This is a genomic window from Arenibacter arenosicollis, from assembly GCF_014397245.1.
Taxonomy (GTDB): Bacteria; Bacteroidota; Bacteroidia; order Flavobacteriales; family Flavobacteriaceae; genus Arenibacter; species Arenibacter arenosicollis.
Genome location: NZ_JACLHY010000035.1, coordinates 1 through 21,878, shown reverse-complemented (window position 1 = coordinate 21,878; position 21,878 = coordinate 1). Strand labels below are relative to the sequence as shown.

Sequence of the window (21,878 nt, the reverse complement as noted above, 5' to 3'; positions counted from 1 at the left end):
ATGAATATTAGACTGTTGATTTTTTTGGTAGTGGTATTGGCAATGGGGTGCGGTAGAAAGGGAAATGAGAATCGTTCAAATAAACAAAAAGCTAACATCATTTTTTTGTTGGCAGATGACCAAAATACACTTTCTCTAGGATGTTATGGAAATGAAGAAGTTCAAACGCCCAATATAGATAAACTTGGAGAGGAGGGACTGATTTTTGACAGACACTATAATACTACCGCCATTTGTATGGCCAGTAGGGCCAGTATCTTGACAGGCATGTACGAATATAAGACAGGAACAAACTTCACACATGGAGACATGAAACCGGAGGTTTGGGAGAAGTCATACCCTATATTGTTACAAGAAGCAGGCTATCTTACGGCCTTTGCCGGGAAGTTCGGTCTGGAAGTTGAAGGTAAGGGTATTTGTGAGGATGACTTTGATTTTTGGGGTGGCGGACCGGGTCAAACGTATTATGAAACGGCCAAAAACAAATCCATGGCAAAATATGCTAGAGAATACCCCCATGCTACTTTATCCTATGGTGCGTTTAGTCAAGATGTAATTAAGGAAGCGGTTAATCAAGATAAGCCTTTTTGCTTATCCATAAGTTTTAAGGCGCCCCACAAACCTGCCAAACCTGACCCTAAGTTTGATAATGTGTATAAGGACAAAACCTTTACTAAACCCTTAAACTTTGGAAGGGAAAAAGGGGAGCACTTATCTCTTCAGAGTAAACAAGGAAGACAATATGCCCGATTTTACGATTGGAACTATGCAACTAATTATGATGAAGAGATGAGAAAATATTATCAGCAAATATATGCCATTGATGTAGCTCTTGGGATGATTCGTAGTGAACTGGAAAAACAAGGCATAGCAGAGAATACGGTAATTATATATACGAGTGATAATGGGTTTATTTCCGGATCACATGGATATGGTTCAAAAGTTTTACCTATGGAAGAATCATCACGAGTTCCGTTGATTGTTTTTGACCCAAGAAGTAAATCGGAAGAAACGAAACATCGGACAGGGGCACTTACAGCGAACATTGATTTTGCACCCACTATTCTCGATTTGGCTAATGTCCCAATACCAGAAAATATGGATGGAATAAGCTTGTTGCCTTTACTTGAAAAACCTGAAGAAGACCTAAGAGAGCAAATAGCCTTTATTAATGTATTTGGCAGTAGCCCAGCAACTCATAGCCTTTCGTGTATTACTAAAGAGTTAAAATATACATTTTGGTGGTACAGTGATGACACTATGAAACCAACAGAAGAACTTTTTAATCTTAAAGAAGACCCTTACGAACTAAAAAATTATGCTACCCTTTCGGACACTCAGACTGTTGCTAACCTAGAGAAAATGCGCTCAAATTATGATAAAGAGCTAGATAAATGGAAAGAAAATGCGGTACCATACAATCAATATCAATGCTATGGCGTGCTATTTGACCGAGTGCTTCCTTATTCTGAAAAGCTATCGGCTATAGACAAAGTACCATTGTATAAAGGAAATAAGAAATGAAATCAAAATTAAGTTTATGGTTAATGCTGCTTGCTCTTTCAATAACTGTTGGTTGTAATTCCTCAAAAAAGGAGGTACAGAAGGTAAATGAAAACCGCCCTAATGTCATCCTAATAATGACTGATGATCAGGGTTATGGAGATCTGGGAAGACATGGCAACAATATTATTAAAACACCCAATTTAGATCGTTTGTATGATGAATCTATTCGGTTTACAGATTTTCATGTAAGCCCATTTTGCACCCCTACAAGAAGCGCTTTAATGACAGGTCGATATCCAGAACGTAATGGGGCTTATCGAACCAGTAGTGGCCGTACGATGTTGCACACCGATGAGCAAACCATTGCTGATGTATTTGCTTATGAGGGTTACACTACAGGTATGGTTGGGAAGTGGCATTTAGGCGATAATGCACCTCATAGGCCCCAGGATCATGGTTTCCAAGATGTGGTTTGGCACAAGAGCGGAGGGGTTGGCCAGGCTTCAGATTATTGGGGAAATGACTACTTTGACGATACCTATGAAAGAAATGGAATAGATGAAAAATTCGAAGGCTATTGCACTGATGTTTGGTTCAGGGAGTCTATGAGTTTTGTGCAAGAAAATAAAGATAAGCCCTTTTTTCTCTATCTAGCGACCAATGCGCCACATGGCCCTTATTTAGTGGGAGAAGAGTGGAGCGATCCTTATAAAGAGACAGTGACATGGAGAAATGGAGCAGCATTCTATGGAATGATATCAAACTTTGATCATAACTTAGGGCTTTTACGAAAGCGATTAGAAGAACTTAACCTTACGGAAAATACAATTCTAATCTTCATGACTGATAATGGCACTTCTGCTGGCGGAGAATTCAAGGGCTTAGATTCGGAGCCAATGGCAGGTTATAATGCAGGCATGCGTGGTAAAAAGTCATCAGTGTATGATGGAGGGCATAGGGTACCTTTTTTTATTCACTGGCCTAAGAAAGGTATTGAGGGAGGTCGTGATATAGGTGAACTGGCAGCACATATTGATGTTTTGCCAACCTTATCCGAATTGTGTGGAATTACAATTCCCAATTCCCATCAACCAGATGGAATTTCTTTAGCTTCTTTATTGACAGAGGAAGGGAAGTCCTTGGAAAGGGAGCCCATTTTTGTGCAGTTTAATGGCGGTGCAGGAAATACCGATGAGATTGGACCATTTCTTAATTCTGCGGTGCTTTCAAAAGAATGGCGTTTAATTAACGGAAATATTCTATATAACATTAAAAAAGATCCTTCACAATCAACAGATGTAGCTTCTGAAAATCCAGAGATTGTAACTAGTCTCAGAAAAATGTATAATCCTTGGTGGGAATCGGTTGCAGGACGTTTGCAACCTGTTAGAATTGATGTAGGCAATCCTGTTGAGAATCCGACAATATTATGCTCGCAGGATTGGTATTTGCCCGAAGGCAATCCTCCTTGGAATTTTACAGCCATCAAAAAACTTCCTCAAGTAACAGGGCCGTGGATGTTGGACGTTAAAAGAGCGGGTAGGTATAGAATTACCCTCAGACAATTCCCTAAGGAAGCCAATATTGTGGTTGATGCCATAAGTGCTAAAATTGCGATAGGAGGTCAGATTAAGGAGTCCGTAGTAAACAAAGGAAGTAAAGGGGTGATTTTTGAATTGGAATTACCTGCTGGGCCAACAGAGCTGGTAACATATCTTTATAACGAAAAAGGACAAGTTGGCGGAGCTTATTTTACAGAAGTTGAAGCTTTAAAATAATAAATAAAAAATTATATGAAAACAAGATTTAGAATCTACCTATGCGCTGTAATTTTGGTCGCAAGTCATCATTGTTTATTTTCCCAAAACCAGATAGAACGCCCCAACATAGTATTGATACTTTGTGATGATCTGGGCTATGGCGATGTTCAAAGTCTTGCTCCGGAAACAAGTAAAATTAAAACGCCAAATATAGACAGGTTAACACAGGAAGGAATGGTGTTTACAGATGCACATTCGGGGTCGTCTGTATGTACCCCAACACGCTACGGGATCATGACAGGGCGTTATAGCTGGCGTACTAGATTGCAAAGGGGAGTTGTTCAGGGGTTTGAACCGGATTTAATAGACGAAGACCGACCCACTATTGCCAGCTTTCTAAAAAATGAAGACTATCGTACCGCTATTATTGGTAAATGGCACCTTAATTTTCAATACATAGATCCAGTTACCCATAAGAACATACCCAAGAGCCAAAAGAGAGGTTTACCTCCTATTGGGGCAAAAATTCCCGACGGGCCCATTCAACGCGGATTTGATTATTACCACGGATTTCATCACGCTGGTGATATGAAGGCTGTTATTCAGAATGATGAAGTTATTCTTCATGAGGATGAAATTAACATGTTGCCACGATTGACTCGGGAATCAGTAGAATTCATTAATAACCAAGGGAAGGAAAAGGAACAAAAACCATTTTTTTTATATGTTCCTTTGGGCTCTCCGCATGCCCCTATAGTACCTACAAAAGAGTGGCAGGGAAAAAGTGGGTTGGGCGACTATGCCGATTTTGTGATGCAAACCGATGCTACCGTTGGAGCTATTACTAGCGCCTTGGAACGTAATGGTTTCTCACAAAATACTTTGGTTATTTTTAGTAGTGACAATGGTACATCTAAAATAGTGGATATTCCTAAGTTGGCGGAACAAGGGCATATTGTGAGTGCCGGATATCGTGGTTCTAAGGCCGATTTATGGGATGGGGGCCATAGAGTTCCTTTTATTGTTAAGTGGCCCAATAAAGTAGAGTCCGCTTCCACCAATGATCAATTGATATGTTTAACAGATATTTTTGCTACCGTTGCTGAAATTACAGGAAAACCCATGCCAAAAAACAGTGGGGAAGATAGTGTAAGTTTTCTTCCTGCCATGTTCCACCAACCTATTAGATCTACTAGGGTAGGGGTCATCCATCATTCCATTAGCGGTCATTTTGCATACAGAAAGGGCAAGTGGAAACTTTTGTTGGCCAAAGGTTCAGGAGGTTGGACATCTCCTACGGAAAAAGAATCCGAAAACATGCCCAAAGTGCAATTGTATAATCTGGAAGACGATGCTGCAGAAACCACTAATTTATACGAAAAACATCCTGAAATTGTAAAAGAACTTCTAGCACAATTGGAGTCCGATATCAATAATGGACGTGCCACTAAGGGCGAACCGTCTAAAAATGATATAGAGGAGATTGTTTTATGGAAAAGTGGCACCCACTAAAATACCTTACCAATTACACGATTATCTTCAGATAAGTATGTTATTATTGTAATCCCAGTGACTATGGCTTAAATAAAAAGCATGGAACATTAACCAAACCTATGAACAATCAACCATTAAATTAAAGAAAACAATATAGCATGAAATATTATCTAAGAACCATTTTACTGTTTATTGGGCTTTTAGCCATTTCTTTTGCGTTCAACGTTAAGGAAGGAAAAATTACAAAGGAAAAAAGGCCTAATTTTTTATTTGTTTTGGTTGATGATCAATCTCCTTTTGATCTTCAAACCTATGATCCAGAATCAATATTGGAGACTCCCAATATTTCTGGATTGGCCAAGGAAGGTATGGTTTTCGAAAGTGCTCGGCATATGGGATCGTGGATCGGGGCTGTCTGTACCCCTTCAAGACATATGATTATGAGTGGACGATCACTTTGGAACTTGCCCTCCAGGGGTGATTTTATTAGTCAGGATGAATCCGTAAATTTAGAGATACAGACTATTGGAGCGGTTTTCAACAGGGCGGGTTATAAAACAATGAGAACCTGCAAAAGGGGAAATTCCTATATAGCTGCCAATGAACAATTCAGTGTGGTTCGTGATGCCACAAAACGTGGAGGAACGGCCGAGTCTGGTAGTGCATGGCACGGTGAACAGGTCATGGAGTACCTGGGAGATCGTGAACGTAATTCCGAGACAGATCCATTCCTCATCTATTTTGGTTTTTCGCATCCACATGATACCCGGGATGGAACACCGGAACTATTGCAAAAATATGGGGCCGTTAATCACACGGACACCCTTCATTTGCCTCAGGAAAATCAGAATCAGCCATCATTGCAAAAAAACTATCTTCCCGAACATCCATTTTTTCATGGACACCCGGAACTTAGGGATGAGGAGCGGGTGAGTGGTGTTTGGAAGAATAGGGACGAAAATACGGTTCGCAATGAGTTGGGAAGGGAATATGCCTGTTCAGAGAATATAGACATTCAATTGGGAAAGGTACTTAAGAAATTGGAAGCCATGGGTGAACTAGAAAATACCTATGTTATTTACACTTCAGATCATGGAATAGCTATAGGACGACATGGTCTTATGGGCAAGCAAAACCTTTATGAGCATACATGGCGTGTTCCATTCATTATTAAAGGCCCTGGGATTGAGGCAGGGAAACGTGTAACGGGCAATATTTATTTATTGGATGTATTGCCAACGCTTTGTGATTTGGCAGGTATCGAGATACCTAAAACTGTTGAGGGTACCAGTTTTAAGCCCGTTTTGGATGGCCAAAAAGACTCCGTACGTGATGTTATGTACGGTGTATATGCAGGAGGAACAAAACCCGGAATGCGTAGCGTGAAAAAGGGAGATTGGAAATTGATAAAATATGATGTCATGGACGGAGCTGTTAGGGAAACACAACTGTTTAACTTGGCTGAAAACCCGAATGAATACCTTCAAGAGCACAAAAGAGAGGGGAAATTGGAGACCAATTTGGCTTATGACCCCAATTATGCCGACAAGTTGGAAGAAATGGAGGCTTTGTTATTGGAACAGATGACATTACATAACGATCCTTATAGGCTTTGGAACCAACCTAAGTTAACGAAATAAACTATGAAATCAATTCATTTACTTTTTTTAGTAGCAATTTTTTGCCCCCTACTTTCCTTTGGCACCGTTGATATTTATGTATCGCCACAAGGAAAAGATAGCAATGCGGGTTCTATAAAGGCGCCTTTCGCTTCTCTTGGACGAGCGATTATAGAATTACGAAAATTCGCAGGTAAGGAACCTGTAACTGTTTGGTTTAAAGAAGGCACTTATTATTTAAAAGAAACCGTTCTACTAGGACCTGAGTTGTCCGGTACATCCGAGAACCCTATTGTTTTTTCCGCGCTGCCGGGCGCCAGCGTAACTATTAAGGGGTCTAAACTTTTGGAAAATCTCCAGTGGCGGGAATATCAACAGGGTATCTTCGTTACGGATGTACCTATTGGTCTGGATTTTGACCAATTGTTTGTTAATGGAGAACGCCAGGCTCGCGCACGCTTCCCGAATTACGATTACGACAATCCTCATCGTGGAGGTCAAGGATATCAGCAGGTAACCGGGGGTACCGATAAGAGGTATGATGAATGGTTTACCTATGATTCCAAAAAATTTACGGATAAAACTTGGGAGAATCCTAAAACTGGAATTGTCCATGCGTTTCAAAGCCATAACTGGGGAAATATGCAGTATCGCATTTCAGGAATTGATAGGGGTCAAAACAAAATCTTTTTAGGTGAGGGTGGATGGCAATTACAGCGGTCTTATGGTATTGGAGGGAAAGGAGACAATGCCTCATGGTTTTATATTGACAATGTGTTCGAGGAGTTGGATGTTAGGGGCGAATGGTTTCTAGACTCAGAAAAACGATTGTTATATTACTTTCCAGAAGTAGAAACAGATTTGAAAAATGCCGTTATTGAAGTCCCTATCTTGAAGGATTTAATACAAATAAAGGGAAGCAGTGATAGTCCCGTTGGTCATATTTCCATAAAAGGATTAAACTTCTCCCATTCACTCTCCACATACATGGACAATTATGAACCCCTGGCCCGAGGGGATTGGGCAATTCATCGTGGGGGAGCTATCTTCTTGGAGGGCACGGAGAATTGTACAATAGAGGACTGTAACTTTGATTACCTTGGCGGCAACGGTGTCTTTATGAGTGCCTATAATCGAAATAATACGGTTAGCAGTTGTCAGTTTGTACATATGGGGGAAAGTGCAGTTTGTTTTGTTGGATCACCCTCGGCCGTTCGTTTTTACCAAACTTGGGACGATAGGGAGATAGATGGCAAGGATTGGGTGGAAATGAGAAAGGGAATGGATTTGGCACCGGGACCAAAGTCACTGGATTATCCAAAAAATTGTACCGTACAGAATAGCATCATGCACGATTTTGGAGATTATGGAAAACAAGTTGCAGGGATTTTTATTTCAATGAGCCATAAGATAACGGCTTCCCATAATACGATCTATAACTGTCCAAGGGCAGGTATATGTATCAATGATGGCACTTGGGGCGGACATGTTGTGGAGCATAATGATATATGGGAAACAGTTAGGGAAACTGGTGAGCATGGACCCTTTAATTCTTGGGGACGGGAACGGCAGTGGCTTGGCGGCGGAGGCACAGACTCTGAATTCATAAAGGAATATGTAAAACTGGATGCCCTAAATGCGACGATCATCAGGAATAATCGTATAGCCAATTATAGAAAATCGATAAGTGCGGGCAACTGGACGATCGATTTGGACGATGGATCCAGTCTATACGAGATTTATAATAATCTTAACCTAGGATCTACCATCAAATTGCGCGATGGCATGTTTAGGAAGGTATACAATAACATTACGGTGAGTTCGGTTCCTCTAGGTTGGCACGTATGGCCAAAGGAGTCGGAAGACGAAATCTATAATAATATCTTCGTTATATCAGGAAGTGTGCCAGGTGTTGAAAAGCCTACGGACGCTTTTATACGTCCCATCCGGTTACAAGGAGAAAAGTGGAGTAATAATTACGATTACAATCTTTATTGGAACGTAAATTTTCCAAAGGGTGCCAATATTATCCAGAATAAGACATTTGGGCAATGGCAATCCGAGGGATATGATCAACATTCCAAAATAGCAAAGCCTTTATTTGTGGATCCCGAAAATGGAAACTATTGGGTAGAGAAAAACTCCCCGGCCCTAGAACTTGGTTTTAAAAATTTTCCAATGGATAAATTTGGACACCAAATGACGCGTGCAGTTCCCCACGGTGGTGATTTTGAACAGGAGATTAAGGTAATGCTTATGGCAGATTCCAGAATGAAGGAAGGTGGCAGCTTGCGTTATACCATGGATGGTTCTGAACCCACCAAGGAGTCCGATGTATATACGCAACCTTTTCTGATTCATAAATCCACCATAGTTAAGTCACGCTCCTTTGATAGCGACGGTCATGCCCTAGGATTTATAAGTATTGCCCGATTTAAAAAAGTTGAAAAGGTGGTATATCCCAGTTGGTTGAGTTCATTGCTAAAAGGCCAATACATAGGTCATGTTAGTAAGGATACAATTAATGCTTTAGCGGTAGAAATCAATGGAGCCGTATTTGTAAACATAGCAGACGACCCTGACCTAATAGACGCGTCCGGTGGATATAATTTTGGATGTTTTATTAAAAATATCAAGCCTGAAACAGGTAAGGTATGGTTGAATGCCGGATTTGAAAACGATTGGACAATTCAAGGTTTAAATGGGGAGGAAGTCCGAACTATAAGTGACATGAAGAGGCTTATGGAAAAGTATAAGGGTAAAAAAGTTACTTTCAAAGCGGTACGTAATTATAACGAAAGGCAATTTAGACTAAAGATTGAATGATTATAAAATTGACAGTTGTTTAGAGGGTGTACAAACTACTTGTTTTCTTGATTTTCAAGGTAAATTCACTAAAGATTGTTATTAGTATACATGTATATTGATTTGAGGCTAAAGTATATTTGTTTTAATTAGGTATATTGAAATGTATGTGAGGGAACAGAATGTGCAGCATAAAAGTAGAAACTTTACCTTGTGTGGGTATTTTAATTTATGGTAAAGTTCACACCAACCCAAACTCCTCCACCAATCTCCATACCACAGGATTTATTTCACCAAGTGTTTGTAAATTCTTGGCTTTGGGCGTTAGGGGTTTATTGGTGTGGTTGGTGCAGCCCTTGAATTTGAAAAACAAGTCAGCTAGGTCAGCACCTTCCTCCAGGTCATAGGATTCAAGTAAGCGACTACAGCTTATTTTAAAGCCTTTTGCAGTAAGCATGGCCGATTTGCCTGCCCATGCACCATATTCTGTTTTATCCGGGAATAAAATCACCTTATGGCCCTTTAGGGGTTGTAATACTTTTTCATTAAGGCCAGTTTTGGATCCTGTGGCCATCCAAATATTTTTTGGCATAAGAATACACATGATAATAGCAGTTTTTTCTGATTCTACTATCGCTACTGTTTTGCTTTTGTTTTCTTTTATCAGGTGTAATCCAAAAAGACATTGTTGTAATACAAAATCCGATTGTTTATTGATTTTGTGTATCCAGGTGATTTTTGAATAGGGTTTTTTCACCCTTTCCCCTGTATTACGATTATACGCCATTACCTTACCGCCACGTACGTTGTTAAATTGATCTACTCGCCAAAAAATAGTCGCACCAGTCCAATGATCCGATGTTCCTATGAGATACCTAAGTATTACATTTTGTATTTCGGTCTGGGTAAAATATATTTTCAAAAACTGTACGAGATTATTTGTGCGAAAATTACGCCCGTATTTTACAATTTCTTGGTTGTTGTGATAGCTTGGGCTAGGAGGGGAGTATTCAAAGGTTTGCTTTACATAATTCCCCCTACGGTTGGGCTTATTGTGATATCTGCACTTACTTTCCCGATCGCATCTTCCCAATGATTCCTCCATGTATTGTTGATCGATATTGTCAAAATAACGTACAAATGTTTTTTTTTGACATTTTGGGCAAATGAACTTTTTACTGGAACGATCTAGGGAATATTTAAAATTCATTATGGTGTATATTTTATATTCGTAATGCTCGTAAGGTTCGTAACGTTACGAGTGTTACGAGCATTACGAGTTGTTATTTTTTGCTGTTAAATACTGTTTGTAATAGATATTCAATGGCCTGTTCGTCCGTAAAATTTTGAGCTTTTTTCCTTCTGCTGTTTGGACTTTGGGCAAGATGGATGTCCTTTTGTAGCATATTTAATAGCGCCAACTGCTCCTTTTTAGGGAGCGCCTTCGCTATGCTATATACTACGTTGGCATCCATACTGTTATTTTCCGGATTTCTTTAAGATGTTCCTAATAGTGCCTTCACTTACACCTAACTGTGTGGCTATGACCGTATTGGCCAGTCCGTTTTCTTTTAGTTCTAAAACCTTACTATTACGTTCCTCAACATCGGAGAGGGAATATGTCATAAGGTGGCTTTGTTCATCATCATATTCAACAAATTCAAAACACAAAAAATTATGGTGGTTGACTATGTTGCAAACGACGACATTGCCGGAATGGTAGATATGCTCGGTATTACGCTGTTTAATTTGCTTAATATATCTGTATGACGGCAAACCTGAGCTATCACCGATAGCAAAACTGCTATCACAGAAATTGATCAACATCTTACTTCCGGATAGATCGTTTTTGGATAATGGTGAGCTTGGGTTTCTCTTAGGGGTATGTGCAAGTACCAGTATGGAAAGATCATGTTTTCTGCCAATTGCTTTTAAATGCTTCATTAGCATTAGGGCATCTTTGGCCTTTTCATTGTCGTTCCTTAGGAAAGTTATGTTGTCTATGATCAAAACCTCTGCACTGCGGTTTAGAACAAGTTGTTCTATGGCATGACATATGTAATCTTCGAATGTGGCAAACCCCTTTGGTTTATCGGTATCTGAATTTATTTCCGCCCTCAAAAAATTTGGGTGAAAAGAGTAGTGGTCTTTGTAATTATCAGAATACCGTTTTTCAAATTGTTTATCCGATAGCTCAAAATCAAAATAGACTACCTTTTGTGGGCCTGATTCCAAAGTGAAGCCATCAATACCGACCCCACGGCTGATACTATCCGCAATCTGAACCGCAAGAATGGACTTGCCCACATTTGTATCTGCAAAAAGTATGCACACCTCTTTTTCAAACCAGAAGGCATCAAATAGCATATTGGGAATAGGTCTGCTTTTGGCTTCCTCTATCCAATCGTTGGCAGTCTTAACAATAAAGCAGCTGGTATGTGTTGTTAATTTGGCTTCATGATTATTGATTTCACTTTTTACGGTTTCCACAAATGCTTCTTTATTCTGGGGTTTATCTGTATTATTTTTCATGGTTAAAGTGTATTGTCCAGATTTCTGTTACCAGTAGTACATAATCAAAAGATCCCGGATGGTTGGGAATTGGAAATTGAAATTGTTTGCCTGCATATTCAGGCTCTTCTAGGAACCTTTTCATATCATACACAACCTTGGATAATTCATTTTTAAGTGCGTTGCTCAATGTTGTGTCCATTGTGGCATCATCCAATAGCATTTTAATGCCTTGTATTACATTTTTAGGGTTATGCTCTACTGGGCACATATACTTTGCAAATAGCCATGCTGTTAGAAAGGTGAATTTATAAGATTGGGAAAATGGCACCTCTTTCGTGTCTAGGTCCAACATGTCATCTTCCTCATAATAAAGACTGTCCCAAAGGATATTTCTGATATAGTCTGAAAGGTTGGTTTCCGATTCCAACGCCAGGTATTCCAAGTCTTCTCTAAATTCTTCAGATACTCGGATATTTAGGATACATTTTTTCATTACAAGATATTTTGAAGTATCCCTCTTTATTAGAGGGATACTTAATTAATAATATTTTTGTAATGGTAACTGGTAGGTGAATAAATTGGGTAGCCTATTGAGAATGTAGTTTATTAACAATGACTCTTTGGCTCTTTCCCTCTTTTAGGATAGTGTACCCAACGTTTCCAAAATTGTATTTACTTTGGTCAGGTATAGTTCCAGATAATAGTTAAAATCCAATTTCTCCAACATGTGTTTTAAATGAAGGTCCCAATATTTTCTTTGGTTTCCAGAGGAATTTTCGAGTTGGGAAAGTTCCAATTCCTTTTCCAGGAAAGCTTGAAGCTTTTTTTTGTATTCGGCCTCCTTTTCACAACGCTCTTGCGTTAATCTAACTATTTCAATCCTGATTTCTGGTACAGGACAATAGTCAAATATTTCATTGTTATGCAATTTTTCATTCATAAATGAAATGTTGCTTTCACATATCTCATTCATGTCATCTAACAGAAAATAAATTTCTTTTTTAGTCATAATAAAATGTTTAAAATTATGACGCCAAGATATCTAAATGTCTAAAATTGAGTAAATTAAATGTGTGTCAGAAGTGTGTCAATGTGTGTCAGAAAACAGGGTTTTGTGTCATAAACGCAAAAAGGTTGCTTTTAAGAGGAATATTCTCTCCAATCTTTTGTAAAAAGTAGGACTCTTTCCTCATGTTCATAATTAGGTCTAGAAACATGTTTACGGATTTTTGACATGGGAATATTATATTCATACATGATGAATTTTATGAAATCATTGTCACTGGAAGCTATAACTTTTAGGTTTTTAAGAGATACATATAGACTTTCGATTTGTGCTTTGGTATTCTTGTCAAATGATAAAATCTTTGCATTTACAAATTGATAAGCCTTAAATGTGGAGAAAAGGGATTTGTATTTAGTATCGAATTTCTTCCATAAAACACCTAGGTTGGAAAAATATATATCCTCCTCAAATTGGTATTGGTTGTTAAGACCTACCAAGATTTTTAGATCCGATTCAAAATCTAAGATTGTCCCTATTATATCATGACTTTCCAAGTAATTTTTTTCAAAAGCTTCTTTGTTCCCAAACAGGTATTGAAGAAATAGGTCCGTTTGTGCTAACTCGACTTTTATATTATTTTGTTCATTGGAAAGCTGAGATAATTTTCCCTCGTATTCCAGATGTTCTACACCTTGGTTATTTTCAAGCAGGTGAGCGATTTCGACCGCATTACGGATATGGCATTCCGAGATGTCCTTAAAGTGCTTTAACGCTATTTTCTTTTGTTCCTGCTTATCTAGACCAAAACACTCCTCTTTAAAGTCCAAATAAAATTGTAGGTAAGGATTTTCAATGTCCATTTCCAATGATTTAAGCACAAAACTGTATAGTTCGTTTACTGCAAGCTTGGAAGGTATCAATTGATAGGTATAATTGCCTTGGTCACTTCTAAGGTTAGTAAGGGAATTTAAGGATAGTGAAATTCGGTTAACTTTTTCATACACCTCCTTTTTAAGCAGTAGTGCATTTTGTTCCTCTTTTGATAAATCATTAAACTGTGCCTTGTTTAGGCAACCAAAGTGAGCCATTATTTATAGTATGTATAGTTGATTTTTAACCTCAAATATAAAAATTCTTAGGAAAGATAGGGTAGAGGTAATACATGTGTAACACCAAGTGTATGACATGGCTTGATACACAGTGTATTACAAAAGGGGAGTTTTGGAATATGAGAAAGAAAGGGTAAAAGGAGGAATATATCGGGTTCAGGACAGACGGTCAAATCTGTGATACTTTTGGTTATAAATATATATTAATAGCTATTAAATAGCCTTATTATAACTTTCAATCATACAGATGGCAGTGACCACGCCTGAAGAGTGGAGCACACGAAAGATTTAGAGCAAGTTATGTGGTATTGAATATTAAATGCTGCACAGCCTTATCCATAATTCAATACGATTAAAGGTTATACTATGAAATAGTTAAAGGATAAAATATTAACTTTAGAAAACTGGGCTAGTGCTTTTCATAGGAGCCCTTGTTGTATGCCGTTCTATAATTAATATTGGAATGATTTTAATAGAAATAGTTTCCAATAACCAAATGATCCAGGTTTGTACCGGCTAAATGACTTAGCACAATATTGTATTGAACTGATTCAACCCTAGGACTTATCGGCGGGTTTAACATAGAACTAGTCAGTTTTGGGAATTCCTCATTAACTTCGAAGAAATCTGCATTTATTATTTCGAAGTTCATATTCTCATACTCTGAATCTCTGGCTAAATTATATCCAGCCGAACTTATTAAACTGGCAAATTCAACAAATTTGGTTCTGTCTATCCGATAAATCATACTTCTAATAGCCCTTACCTCTTGTGATAAGTTTAGGCCAGAAATTTCATTTGTTGATTGAAGCTGAAAAGAGATTATGGCTAATTTATTATTCCGATTAGGCTCAAGTTGATCTATTCCATTTACTATATGTACTCTCCTGTCGCTTCTTGTTGCTTTTACCTCAAAACTCCAGTCCGTAAAGGTGAAATCGAATTTACCCCCAAGAGGTCCGTTCCAGCAATCAAGTGCTAAAGTCAAGTTAACAGGGATTAATTTTTTCAAAACTTGGAGTTCTCCTATGAGCCCAATTTGTTCTTCCACATTTAATAAACCGGTCTGCGGTCTAGACCAGAATGATACCCATGCCTGCATAATATCATGAACAGACTGTATGGGAGCAACGGATTCGTCTTCAATCAATATTAATATCTCTTTGAAAACCCCCGTGAACTCATCTAGGAATTCATCAATCTCGCAAACTCCATCAATTACAATCTTCCTAGATCCATTTATCAAATAACTTCCGATTTGAACACTCATCCCGGTGACCTGAGGGAAATTGTTGCTAGGTGATATTCTTGGTTCTAATATTTCAATGGCAAAATGATGTTTTGAGTTATGATCATTAAAAATGTATCCACACACCTCACTTCCGTTGGCTGTAATCTCTACACTCTTAAAACCATCAAGTGGATTACCAGAATCATCAAGATAATTCCAAGTATCAAAATTTAGCGAATTTACGTGTATCATTGGCCTATATAGCTGTCATGTTCATATCTGCTTCTAGGCAAGATAACTGCAATCCCTAAAACATCAACTTTATCGCTATCTACACCATAATAAAGATTAACTCTTTGACCATAGACCGGATCCTCATGCTGAACAGTAGCGGTACTGTCTTTCCAAATTAAATATAGTAGAAGTAACGGATTCGAAGGTTGTCTTTCTTCGCTCTCATCTAAATCAATGGTGATATGATTCGGCTCCGTCAAAACCCCAATGTTATAACCTCGATCAGTAAACTTCCTGCTTCTTTGAATAGGGTTTATTTCGAGACTTCCATAGTTAATAGTATTGTTATGACCCCTAGGATTAGCATTACCAACAACTGCAATCGACCAATTAGCTAATTCACCATCATCAAGTCTACGATAGATATATTCAAGTAAATTTCTGGAATCTAATCCGGGCCCACCAGTTTCTTCTTTTGATATAAAACTGTAGCGTGTCAGAAATTCAGTTAATACTCTTTCCCCATCAATCTTTGAGTTAAGTAAATACACACCACTATTATCTACATTCGTGAATCCAACAGTACCGTTAAGTCCATTAATAAAACTTTCGCCCAGATTGTAATTAGACCTAAGTCTATCCGGATTATCTAATGGTAACCAATGTGTTTGATTAAGGGAGTTACTATATGAACTTTGTCTTAAACGTGCAGCTCCCATTTTATTTCTCGCAGTCACATTAAGTCTTCTGTGCGCTCTAATTGCTACAGCCAAGTCAGCTGGAGTTACAGGTGGATCCGTTTCTTCCTCATATCGGAAAATTTCACTTCTTAGTTCATCCTCAACCAATGCCAGGTGTTCAAATGACTCCCAGATAGTTTCAGTCGTATGCACTCGAGTCAAATCTTCGTACCCCATTCTATATCCAAACCATCTTCCCATTTGAAGCAATGTGTCATACTGCCTACTGTCTCTTAAATAATAGCTTATTAACAATCCTTCAAGTGTAAGTCCTCTTGAAAGCTGATTTCCTCCGATTGCTATAACTTTTAATTCACCTTCTTCAGAATAATTAAGTCGATCATCAGATGAACTATTAAGCTCCAGTACTTGTACTGCATCCAACACACTTCTTAACTCGGACCAAATTTCTTCAAAGCTTGGCACAACTAACTCTACATCTAGTTCATTTCTGATTTTTTGACAATCAGTATTGTACGTATTGTACACCTCGTTATACTGATTCTTTAAGTCCTGAGCTGTTCTTAAATTATTATATCGCCCCTTGACTATTTCAACGTAATCTGTTATAATTCTCTGAAGAGCGTTATGAATTGCTGTTAGATGGGAAATATGAACGAGCATACTCATTGGCTTTACCCTGTCTCCTCTAAGGTTACGTATTGCACAAGCGATCAGAAATTCATCGATTGACACGGAGAGAAAATGTGTCATTTCATTGGTCTGTATTAGCTCAAGACCTTCATTGTCTATAGGATTAACAAAACATTCCGAAAGATCACTTTGAAATATTAATCTGGTCCCAAAATAACCCTCAGGTTCAGTCAGGGATACGATAAAATTTCTTGGATACAAATCATCCTCTAACATCTCATGTTCGGTATTCATATCAATTAAAGCATTGGCAAATGGTGTTGCTGTATAACCAACATAGGCTTTACGTGAGAATAAACTCAAAAGCTCTCTAATCTTTTCATTTGTTCTGGTCGGATCTGAATCTGGATCATTTGCGTTTCCGTCAACACTAGCTTGATCTGCCTCATCATCTATAATTAACAGAGGCATTTCTTTTCGACTCTCTTCTGAAGACTGCAAGATATAATCAAGAAGCTTAGTTAAAACAGATACATTCTTTTTAATTATAGCGATCGTAGGAGATGATCTTCTACAATATGAATCAAATGGGTCTACATTTACCGTATCAAATTCTCCAAGATCTTTAAGTTTTATTTGCCCTGTTCTAGATGCCGACCTTCTTAATCTTGCCGTAGTAATTCTATTCCAGCGTTTTGCATCCGACGGTTCATCAATAAAGCTCTGATCTAAATTTAGATCATTCATCCCAGTTAATTCTTTATCAAGACGTATCTGCGTTTGTCTTCGAAGCACGCTATGAATTCCAGATAAAACAACAATAAACTTATAACCAGAATCAACCGCTTTAGCTATTAATGCAGTAAAATTTGCAGTTTTACCACTTTGCACATATCCAACTACCAATCCTTTATAACTGAATTCTTCTCTACCTGGGTCGGCCAGCTTTGACATAATTCCTTTTGTAGCCTCATCAATTGACCTAACTACCTTACCGGCACTTTCAGGCCCATACTTTCTAGAGAGCTCTGTAGACAAATATTCCTCCAGCCTTTTCCAGTAATACGACCCCACATCATCATTGTTGGACTCAAGCCATTGATCATACCACTCCTCATGCAATCTAGGATCGGAAATCAGTGATATTGGTACAAGTGTTGCTCCATCATGTGATTCTTTGTAACGAATAGCATCTAATAACCTAGCTTTTACAATCTCCTTTTGGTTATCATTTAAACTAACTTCAGTAATAGGATCCTTAAGCCCTAATTCGGATTCCAAATTGAAATTATCAGGATTATTTCGAAACCTGCCGATCAAAATTTGGAGAATACGTTCTGCTACTTCGTTCATTATACAAGTTCTTCCTTTGTTAATTTATCTAATGTCATAGAAAACACCGTTTTAAAAGTTCTGAAAAGCTGTGCGTTGTTATCATTTGTATTGTACAACTCGGCAAACGCAAGCGAGAATATCAAAGAGTCTAAAGCACTAGTTATACCTTTGGATTGTGATGAATGATAGACTCTGGAGTAAAACGGGTGATCGGCATTGACGATCACTTTAAATTTATCGTTTTCAGAGCATACTATTTTCCAGAGATTGTCACTTCCAAGATGATCTGAAACGATTTCATAGTCTTCATTGGTTCCATACTTTAGGAAATCGTGTATTTGATTGGACCTCCAACTTCCAGAGGGGTTTTTCACCTCAATTTCCCTTGATTTAGGTGAAGAACTAGATGAAGGTCTTGTCGAAATCTTATAATCAGAAATTAATGCACCAGCAACATTATTGACTTTCTCACTGTTCTTCCTAAATGTGTTTCTGATTTCGAGTTTTAGATCCTTCTTGTTGTAAACCTCTTTCGCTTTCTTAACAACTTTGGTGTTCAGATTATTTTTTAAGTATTAAATAAAACTTCAGGAAACTGAACTTTCGTCTTGTTAACCGTTATTCGAAACAATTCATCTAAAGAAGGATCAATATCTATGCTAATTCGAGCCAATTTATCATGTTCATCTTTTGCTTTAGTATTATGCCATCCACCAAAACGAATAATTCTATTTGATCGATATATATAATATCCCTGTGAATCATTCCAGGATAAAAGACCTTTTGCATTTTTCCAAGCCTCTTCATTTGAAAAGCCTTCCTTATTTGGAAGCACAAATCCCCGGATCGTGACAGGTACATCATAGCCTTCTTGCTTAAACTCAGAAAGTGACTTTTTTAAATCTATTTCTTTAGTGTTTTTTTCACTTCTACAGAATGGATCCCAAGGTTCAATTGATTCATCATTGAGCAATATTTGAAGTTCCTTACCTATTGAACCATCCAGAAACCTATGGTAAATCATGCCCAAATGGAGCTTGATTTTAGTTAGTAACCGGAAATAGTAATTCTGAGCTAGTTTTTGGCTGTTGTATAACTGAACATCTTGATCAAGGATGAATAAATCATCCCACATTACTATAGTTCCAGATTTTCCGATTTCAAGTTCATTCTCTTTTAAAAGCAGATCAATTTCTTTGTTGTTTAACTGAAGTAACACCCAGTTTTGAGTAGAGTCAATACGATCCATGTCCCACCTGTAGCCACAGACAGGCTTATTCTTCTTTTTGGACAAAACTGTTAGAACATTACAGTGACTTAATGATGCGGTTTTCATTCCCATACCAAACTTTCCAAGGTCTCGTTCAATATAAGTTGTTTCAGTTCCAAGTCTCATTGCTTCTTCTAGTTCAGACTGATTCATACCACATCCGTTGTCTGTAATTCTCAAGATCAGATTAGACTTTCCTTTGAAATCAAAGTCAATGTTAACCTTACTAGAGCCTACTTTTTCTGTAATAGAATTATCAACTACGTCGGCGATCGAAGAATAAAGGTCATATCCCAAACTCCTTAAAGCTTCAAAAGTTCTCGAAGCGTTAGGTATACTTATTACTTCTTTCATTTTGCTTCCAATATTGATTTAACAATCTCCCCTAACTGTCTGGCCAAATAAGGAGGAACGGCATTTCCAACCTGATGAAACTGCTGTGTTCTACTTCCTCTAAACAAATAATTGTCAGGGAAAGTCTGAATTCTAGCTGCTTCACGGACCGTTAAAGATCTACACTGCTCTGGATCATAATGAATAAAGTAATGTCCATCTTTAGATATATGACATGTAACAGTGGTTGCTGGTTTATCCTTGATTTGTACTCTGAATCTATCCGAAAAATCACCTGATTTTGCGTTACTGTGATCAGGCACTAATTCATCACTGTGCTTTGCATAGTCATTTATCCTTGGAAATGTTCCATATTTCTCTACAAACAGTCCAGAAAAGAGGTATCGATATAGATCCTGAGTCATATGACCTTTAGAAACATGATTTGCTACACCTTTTAATTTTCGACTGTCAATACCTCGATACCAGTCTTTGAGTTTATGTGAATTTTCAATTGTATTGGTACATGGAAGGAACTCTGCGCCCACACCATTCTTAAATCTCTTTGCTCCTTTGCTCAAACCATTAAGAGGTATTTCATCCCAAACCTTCATTTTATCAATAAAACCAGTCAGAATTGAATTCCACAGTTCTTCGGAGTCCTGTTGTATTTTGTAAGCCCTTTTCGGTTTGCCGTTTTTATCTAATTCTTTTTCCTTAAAGCCTATAAAAGTCTTAGTTATTCCGCTCCTCACTTTTGGCAGTTTACCAATTACACTCTCGAGGTTGATTTGTTCCTCTAATTTCTCTAAATATTTTCCTGAGTGCTTCAGCCCTTTTTTTACTCCTAGTAGAATAACTCTATGCCTTTGTTGAGGGACTCCATAGTCTTCAGATCTAATCAAGTAATCTTTGTCCGCTATTGCAGGCTTAACAAACGAATGAAGTTCATATTTACCACCTACGACTAGATCTTTTTTCATCCAGTCAAAAACTTTTTCATTCCCAACTTTGGCTGATAATAGGCCTTTGACGTTTTCCATTACAAACACGGCAGGCTTATGTTTCTTAATAATCCTAAGGTATTCTTTATACAAATAAACTCTATGATCATCTTTACTAACTCCTCCTACACGTGATCGTCCCGCATTCGAATATGCTTGACAAGGAGGGCCTCCAATTAACACCCAATTTCCGGACTTATCTCCAAGCCTAGACTTTATTAGTTTGTCAACCTTTTTAGCTGGCCACGCCTTTGACCCCAATTCCAAAAGTTGAGCTTCATTTGAAGCATGTTCCCCTTGTGGGTATTTAGCCAATGCTTTTTTAATAATTTCTTCTCGATTCCTTAAATCAGATTCCCTGTATGCTTTATAATATTCGGAGGGAACTATTTCACCATTTAATACAAATTGCCGATAAAAACTTCTCCAAAGTAGGGTGTCATGGGCACTTTCATCTTTTTCAATAGACAATCTTATATCGAATACGAAGTTTCCGTTATTATCCTTAACGGAAGAAAATCCTTCTCCCAAGCCTCCAGGACCGGCAAATAAATCTATTATTGGTATTGGTTTCATTTACTAATCTCCTCTATAAGTTATTTTAGTTTAACTTCTCATTTATTTATGGTATACAACGTGTTTGTATAAGATTAGTTGTGTTGTTTAAGCATCTAATTTAGCAATAACAAGCCAAATAGAAAATCCGTCCGGCCGCGATTTTGGGCGTGGGAGGGTTTTCGTAAGTAGGTGAGTGCTTGCAATTACATATACCATTGTTAGCTACAGCCATTTTTATTCTAAGTTTCGGAAGAATAAATTAATCCACTTTTTTCAGTCAAAATCGATTTTCCGCCAGATTTGAGAATAGCATGTGCAGCTTTGAATATTGAATTTGGTTCATTGAATTCACTCTCGGATAAGTCCATTCGAATGAAAAATTCAGAGTCTTTAAAATCTCCAAAAAAATCCAAATTGTCAAAGTCCGATTTTTTCAGAATTTGAATTCCGAATGTCTCTTTCGTATTCATATTCATTAATACAAAGCCTACAAAGATAAATTCATCTAAATTATTTTCCGCAATGGATTTCACTATATCACTTCTGTCATTCCAGGTTCCTGGAATCCATAATATTTCGTCATTTTGAAATTCCGATTTGGCTCTTTTATTAATTTTAAATATGTTTTTCATTTTTTGCTGTTCGTTAAGGCACATAGTTTACACAAGTTAAAGATTAGCCTTTACACTAAATTAGTCTCTAACCTTGTTGCTTGTTCTTTATTTCTTAAATACTTTTCATCAAAGAAACCTAAAAATGTGTTTCT

The 21,878-nt window shown here is 37.8% G+C and carries 17 protein-coding genes; 5 read left to right on the top strand and 12 right to left on the bottom strand.

Features of this window, described 5'->3' with window-relative positions:
* The 5 genes from H4O18_RS20810 (at nucleotide 1) to H4O18_RS20790 (ending at nucleotide 9,205) form a co-directional block, all read left to right on the top strand.
* Nucleotides 1-1,524 (top strand): sulfatase family protein, encoded by a 1,524-nt coding sequence (locus H4O18_RS20810; protein ID WP_187588273.1) that lies wholly within the window; start codon nucleotides 1-3, stop codon nucleotides 1,522-1,524.
* Nucleotides 1,521-3,284 carry an arylsulfatase gene (locus H4O18_RS20805; RefSeq protein ID WP_222942489.1) on the top strand — a complete coding sequence of 588 codons (1,764 nt, stop codon included), beginning with the start codon at nucleotides 1,521-1,523 and terminating at the stop codon, nucleotides 3,282-3,284. Before H4O18_RS20810 ends, H4O18_RS20805 begins: the two co-directional genes overlap by 4 nt.
* Nucleotides 3,285-3,299: 15 nt before the next feature.
* Complete coding sequence (locus H4O18_RS20800; RefSeq protein WP_187588271.1) at nucleotides 3,300-4,778, top strand: sulfatase family protein; 1,479 nt, start codon at nucleotides 3,300-3,302, stop codon at nucleotides 4,776-4,778.
* Nucleotides 4,779-4,918: 140 nt separating this feature from the next.
* The gene (locus tag H4O18_RS20795; RefSeq protein ID WP_187588269.1) at nucleotides 4,919-6,400 is read left to right on the top strand and encodes a sulfatase family protein; all 1,482 of its coding nucleotides are present in this window, start codon (nucleotides 4,919-4,921) and stop codon (nucleotides 6,398-6,400) included.
* Nucleotides 6,401-6,403: 3 nt separating this feature from the next.
* Nucleotides 6,404-9,205, top strand: coding sequence for a right-handed parallel beta-helix repeat-containing protein (locus tag H4O18_RS20790; RefSeq protein WP_187588267.1), 2,802 nt, complete (start codon nucleotides 6,404-6,406; stop codon nucleotides 9,203-9,205).
* A gap of 220 nt (nucleotides 9,206-9,425) precedes the next feature.
* On the opposite strand, the gene H4O18_RS20785 is transcribed toward H4O18_RS20790, so the two are convergent.
* The 12 genes from H4O18_RS20785 to H4O18_RS20730 all read right to left on the bottom strand — a co-directional run bounded on the left by H4O18_RS20785 (nucleotide 9,426) and on the right by H4O18_RS20730 (nucleotide 21,744).
* Nucleotides 9,426-10,394, bottom strand: coding sequence for a DUF6371 domain-containing protein (locus H4O18_RS20785; protein ID WP_187588265.1), 969 nt, complete (start codon nucleotides 10,392-10,394; stop codon nucleotides 9,426-9,428).
* A gap of 73 nt (nucleotides 10,395-10,467) precedes the next feature.
* Nucleotides 10,468-10,659, bottom strand: a complete 192-nt coding sequence (locus H4O18_RS20780) for a hypothetical protein (protein ID WP_187588263.1) — start codon at nucleotides 10,657-10,659, stop codon at nucleotides 10,468-10,470.
* A gap of 4 nt (nucleotides 10,660-10,663) precedes the next feature.
* The gene (locus tag H4O18_RS20775; protein WP_187588261.1) at nucleotides 10,664-11,716 is read right to left on the bottom strand and encodes an AAA family ATPase; all 1,053 of its coding nucleotides are present in this window, start codon (nucleotides 11,714-11,716) and stop codon (nucleotides 10,664-10,666) included.
* Entirely contained in the window at nucleotides 11,706-12,191 is a 486-nt protein-coding gene (locus H4O18_RS20770; RefSeq protein ID WP_187588259.1) for a hypothetical protein, read from the bottom strand. Before H4O18_RS20770 ends, H4O18_RS20775 begins: the two co-directional genes overlap by 11 nt.
* 144 nt (nucleotides 12,192-12,335) lie before the next feature.
* Nucleotides 12,336-12,707 (bottom strand): hypothetical protein, encoded by a 372-nt coding sequence (locus H4O18_RS20765; RefSeq protein WP_187588257.1) that lies wholly within the window; start codon nucleotides 12,705-12,707, stop codon nucleotides 12,336-12,338.
* 131 nt (nucleotides 12,708-12,838) lie between these two features.
* Nucleotides 12,839-13,792: a hypothetical protein gene (locus tag H4O18_RS20760; protein ID WP_187588255.1), complete on the bottom strand. Its 954-nt coding sequence runs from the start codon at nucleotides 13,790-13,792 to the stop codon at nucleotides 12,839-12,841.
* Nucleotides 13,793-14,282: 490 nt separating this feature from the next.
* Nucleotides 14,283-15,296, bottom strand: coding sequence for a PD-(D/E)XK motif protein (locus H4O18_RS20755; RefSeq protein WP_187588253.1), 1,014 nt, complete (start codon nucleotides 15,294-15,296; stop codon nucleotides 14,283-14,285).
* On the bottom strand, nucleotides 15,293-17,965 hold the full coding sequence (locus H4O18_RS20750; protein WP_187588251.1) for a Z1 domain-containing protein: 2,673 nt from the start codon (nucleotides 17,963-17,965) through the stop codon (nucleotides 15,293-15,295). Before H4O18_RS20750 ends, H4O18_RS20755 begins: the two co-directional genes overlap by 4 nt.
* Nucleotides 17,965-18,321, bottom strand: a complete 357-nt coding sequence (locus H4O18_RS20745) for a hypothetical protein (RefSeq protein ID WP_187588250.1) — start codon at nucleotides 18,319-18,321, stop codon at nucleotides 17,965-17,967. The genes H4O18_RS20750 and H4O18_RS20745 overlap by 1 nt, the downstream gene beginning before the upstream one ends.
* 194 nt (nucleotides 18,322-18,515) lie before the next feature.
* Nucleotides 18,516-19,571 (bottom strand): ATP-binding protein, encoded by a 1,056-nt coding sequence (locus H4O18_RS20740; RefSeq protein ID WP_187588248.1) that lies wholly within the window; start codon nucleotides 19,569-19,571, stop codon nucleotides 18,516-18,518.
* Nucleotides 19,568-21,130: a DNA cytosine methyltransferase gene (locus tag H4O18_RS20735; RefSeq protein ID WP_187588246.1), complete on the bottom strand. Its 1,563-nt coding sequence runs from the start codon at nucleotides 21,128-21,130 to the stop codon at nucleotides 19,568-19,570. Before H4O18_RS20735 ends, H4O18_RS20740 begins: the two co-directional genes overlap by 4 nt.
* 221 nt (nucleotides 21,131-21,351) lie before the next feature.
* Nucleotides 21,352-21,744 (bottom strand): hypothetical protein, encoded by a 393-nt coding sequence (locus H4O18_RS20730; protein ID WP_187588244.1) that lies wholly within the window; start codon nucleotides 21,742-21,744, stop codon nucleotides 21,352-21,354.
* Nucleotides 21,745-21,878: the final 134 nt, after the last annotated feature.

Coding starts and splice junctions, on each gene's coding strand:
- H4O18_RS20810 (WP_187588273.1), top strand. CDS start 1: ATGAATATTAGACTGTTGATTTTTTTGGTAGTGGTATTGGCAATGGGG.
- H4O18_RS20805 (WP_222942489.1), top strand. CDS start 1,521: ATGAAATCAAAATTAAGTTTATGGTTAATGCTGCTTGCTCTTTCAATA.
- H4O18_RS20800 (WP_187588271.1), top strand. CDS start 3,300: ATGAAAACAAGATTTAGAATCTACCTATGCGCTGTAATTTTGGTCGCA.
- H4O18_RS20795 (WP_187588269.1), top strand. CDS start 4,919: ATGAAATATTATCTAAGAACCATTTTACTGTTTATTGGGCTTTTAGCC.
- H4O18_RS20790 (WP_187588267.1), top strand. CDS start 6,404: ATGAAATCAATTCATTTACTTTTTTTAGTAGCAATTTTTTGCCCCCTA.
- H4O18_RS20785 (WP_187588265.1), bottom strand. CDS start 10,394: ATGAATTTTAAATATTCCCTAGATCGTTCCAGTAAAAAGTTCATTTGC.
- H4O18_RS20780 (WP_187588263.1), bottom strand. CDS start 10,659: ATGGATGCCAACGTAGTATATAGCATAGCGAAGGCGCTCCCTAAAAAG.
- H4O18_RS20775 (WP_187588261.1), bottom strand. CDS start 11,716: ATGAAAAATAATACAGATAAACCCCAGAATAAAGAAGCATTTGTGGAA.
- H4O18_RS20770 (WP_187588259.1), bottom strand. CDS start 12,191: ATGAAAAAATGTATCCTAAATATCCGAGTATCTGAAGAATTTAGAGAA.
- H4O18_RS20765 (WP_187588257.1), bottom strand. CDS start 12,707: ATGACTAAAAAAGAAATTTATTTTCTGTTAGATGACATGAATGAGATA.
- H4O18_RS20760 (WP_187588255.1), bottom strand. CDS start 13,792: ATGGCTCACTTTGGTTGCCTAAACAAGGCACAGTTTAATGATTTATCA.
- H4O18_RS20755 (WP_187588253.1), bottom strand. CDS start 15,296: ATGATACACGTAAATTCGCTAAATTTTGATACTTGGAATTATCTTGAT.
- H4O18_RS20750 (WP_187588251.1), bottom strand. CDS start 17,965: ATGAACGAAGTAGCAGAACGTATTCTCCAAATTTTGATCGGCAGGTTT.
- H4O18_RS20740 (WP_187588248.1), bottom strand. CDS start 19,571: ATGAAAGAAGTAATAAGTATACCTAACGCTTCGAGAACTTTTGAAGCT.
- H4O18_RS20735 (WP_187588246.1), bottom strand. CDS start 21,130: ATGAAACCAATACCAATAATAGATTTATTTGCCGGTCCTGGAGGCTTG.
- H4O18_RS20730 (WP_187588244.1), bottom strand. CDS start 21,744: ATGAAAAACATATTTAAAATTAATAAAAGAGCCAAATCGGAATTTCAA.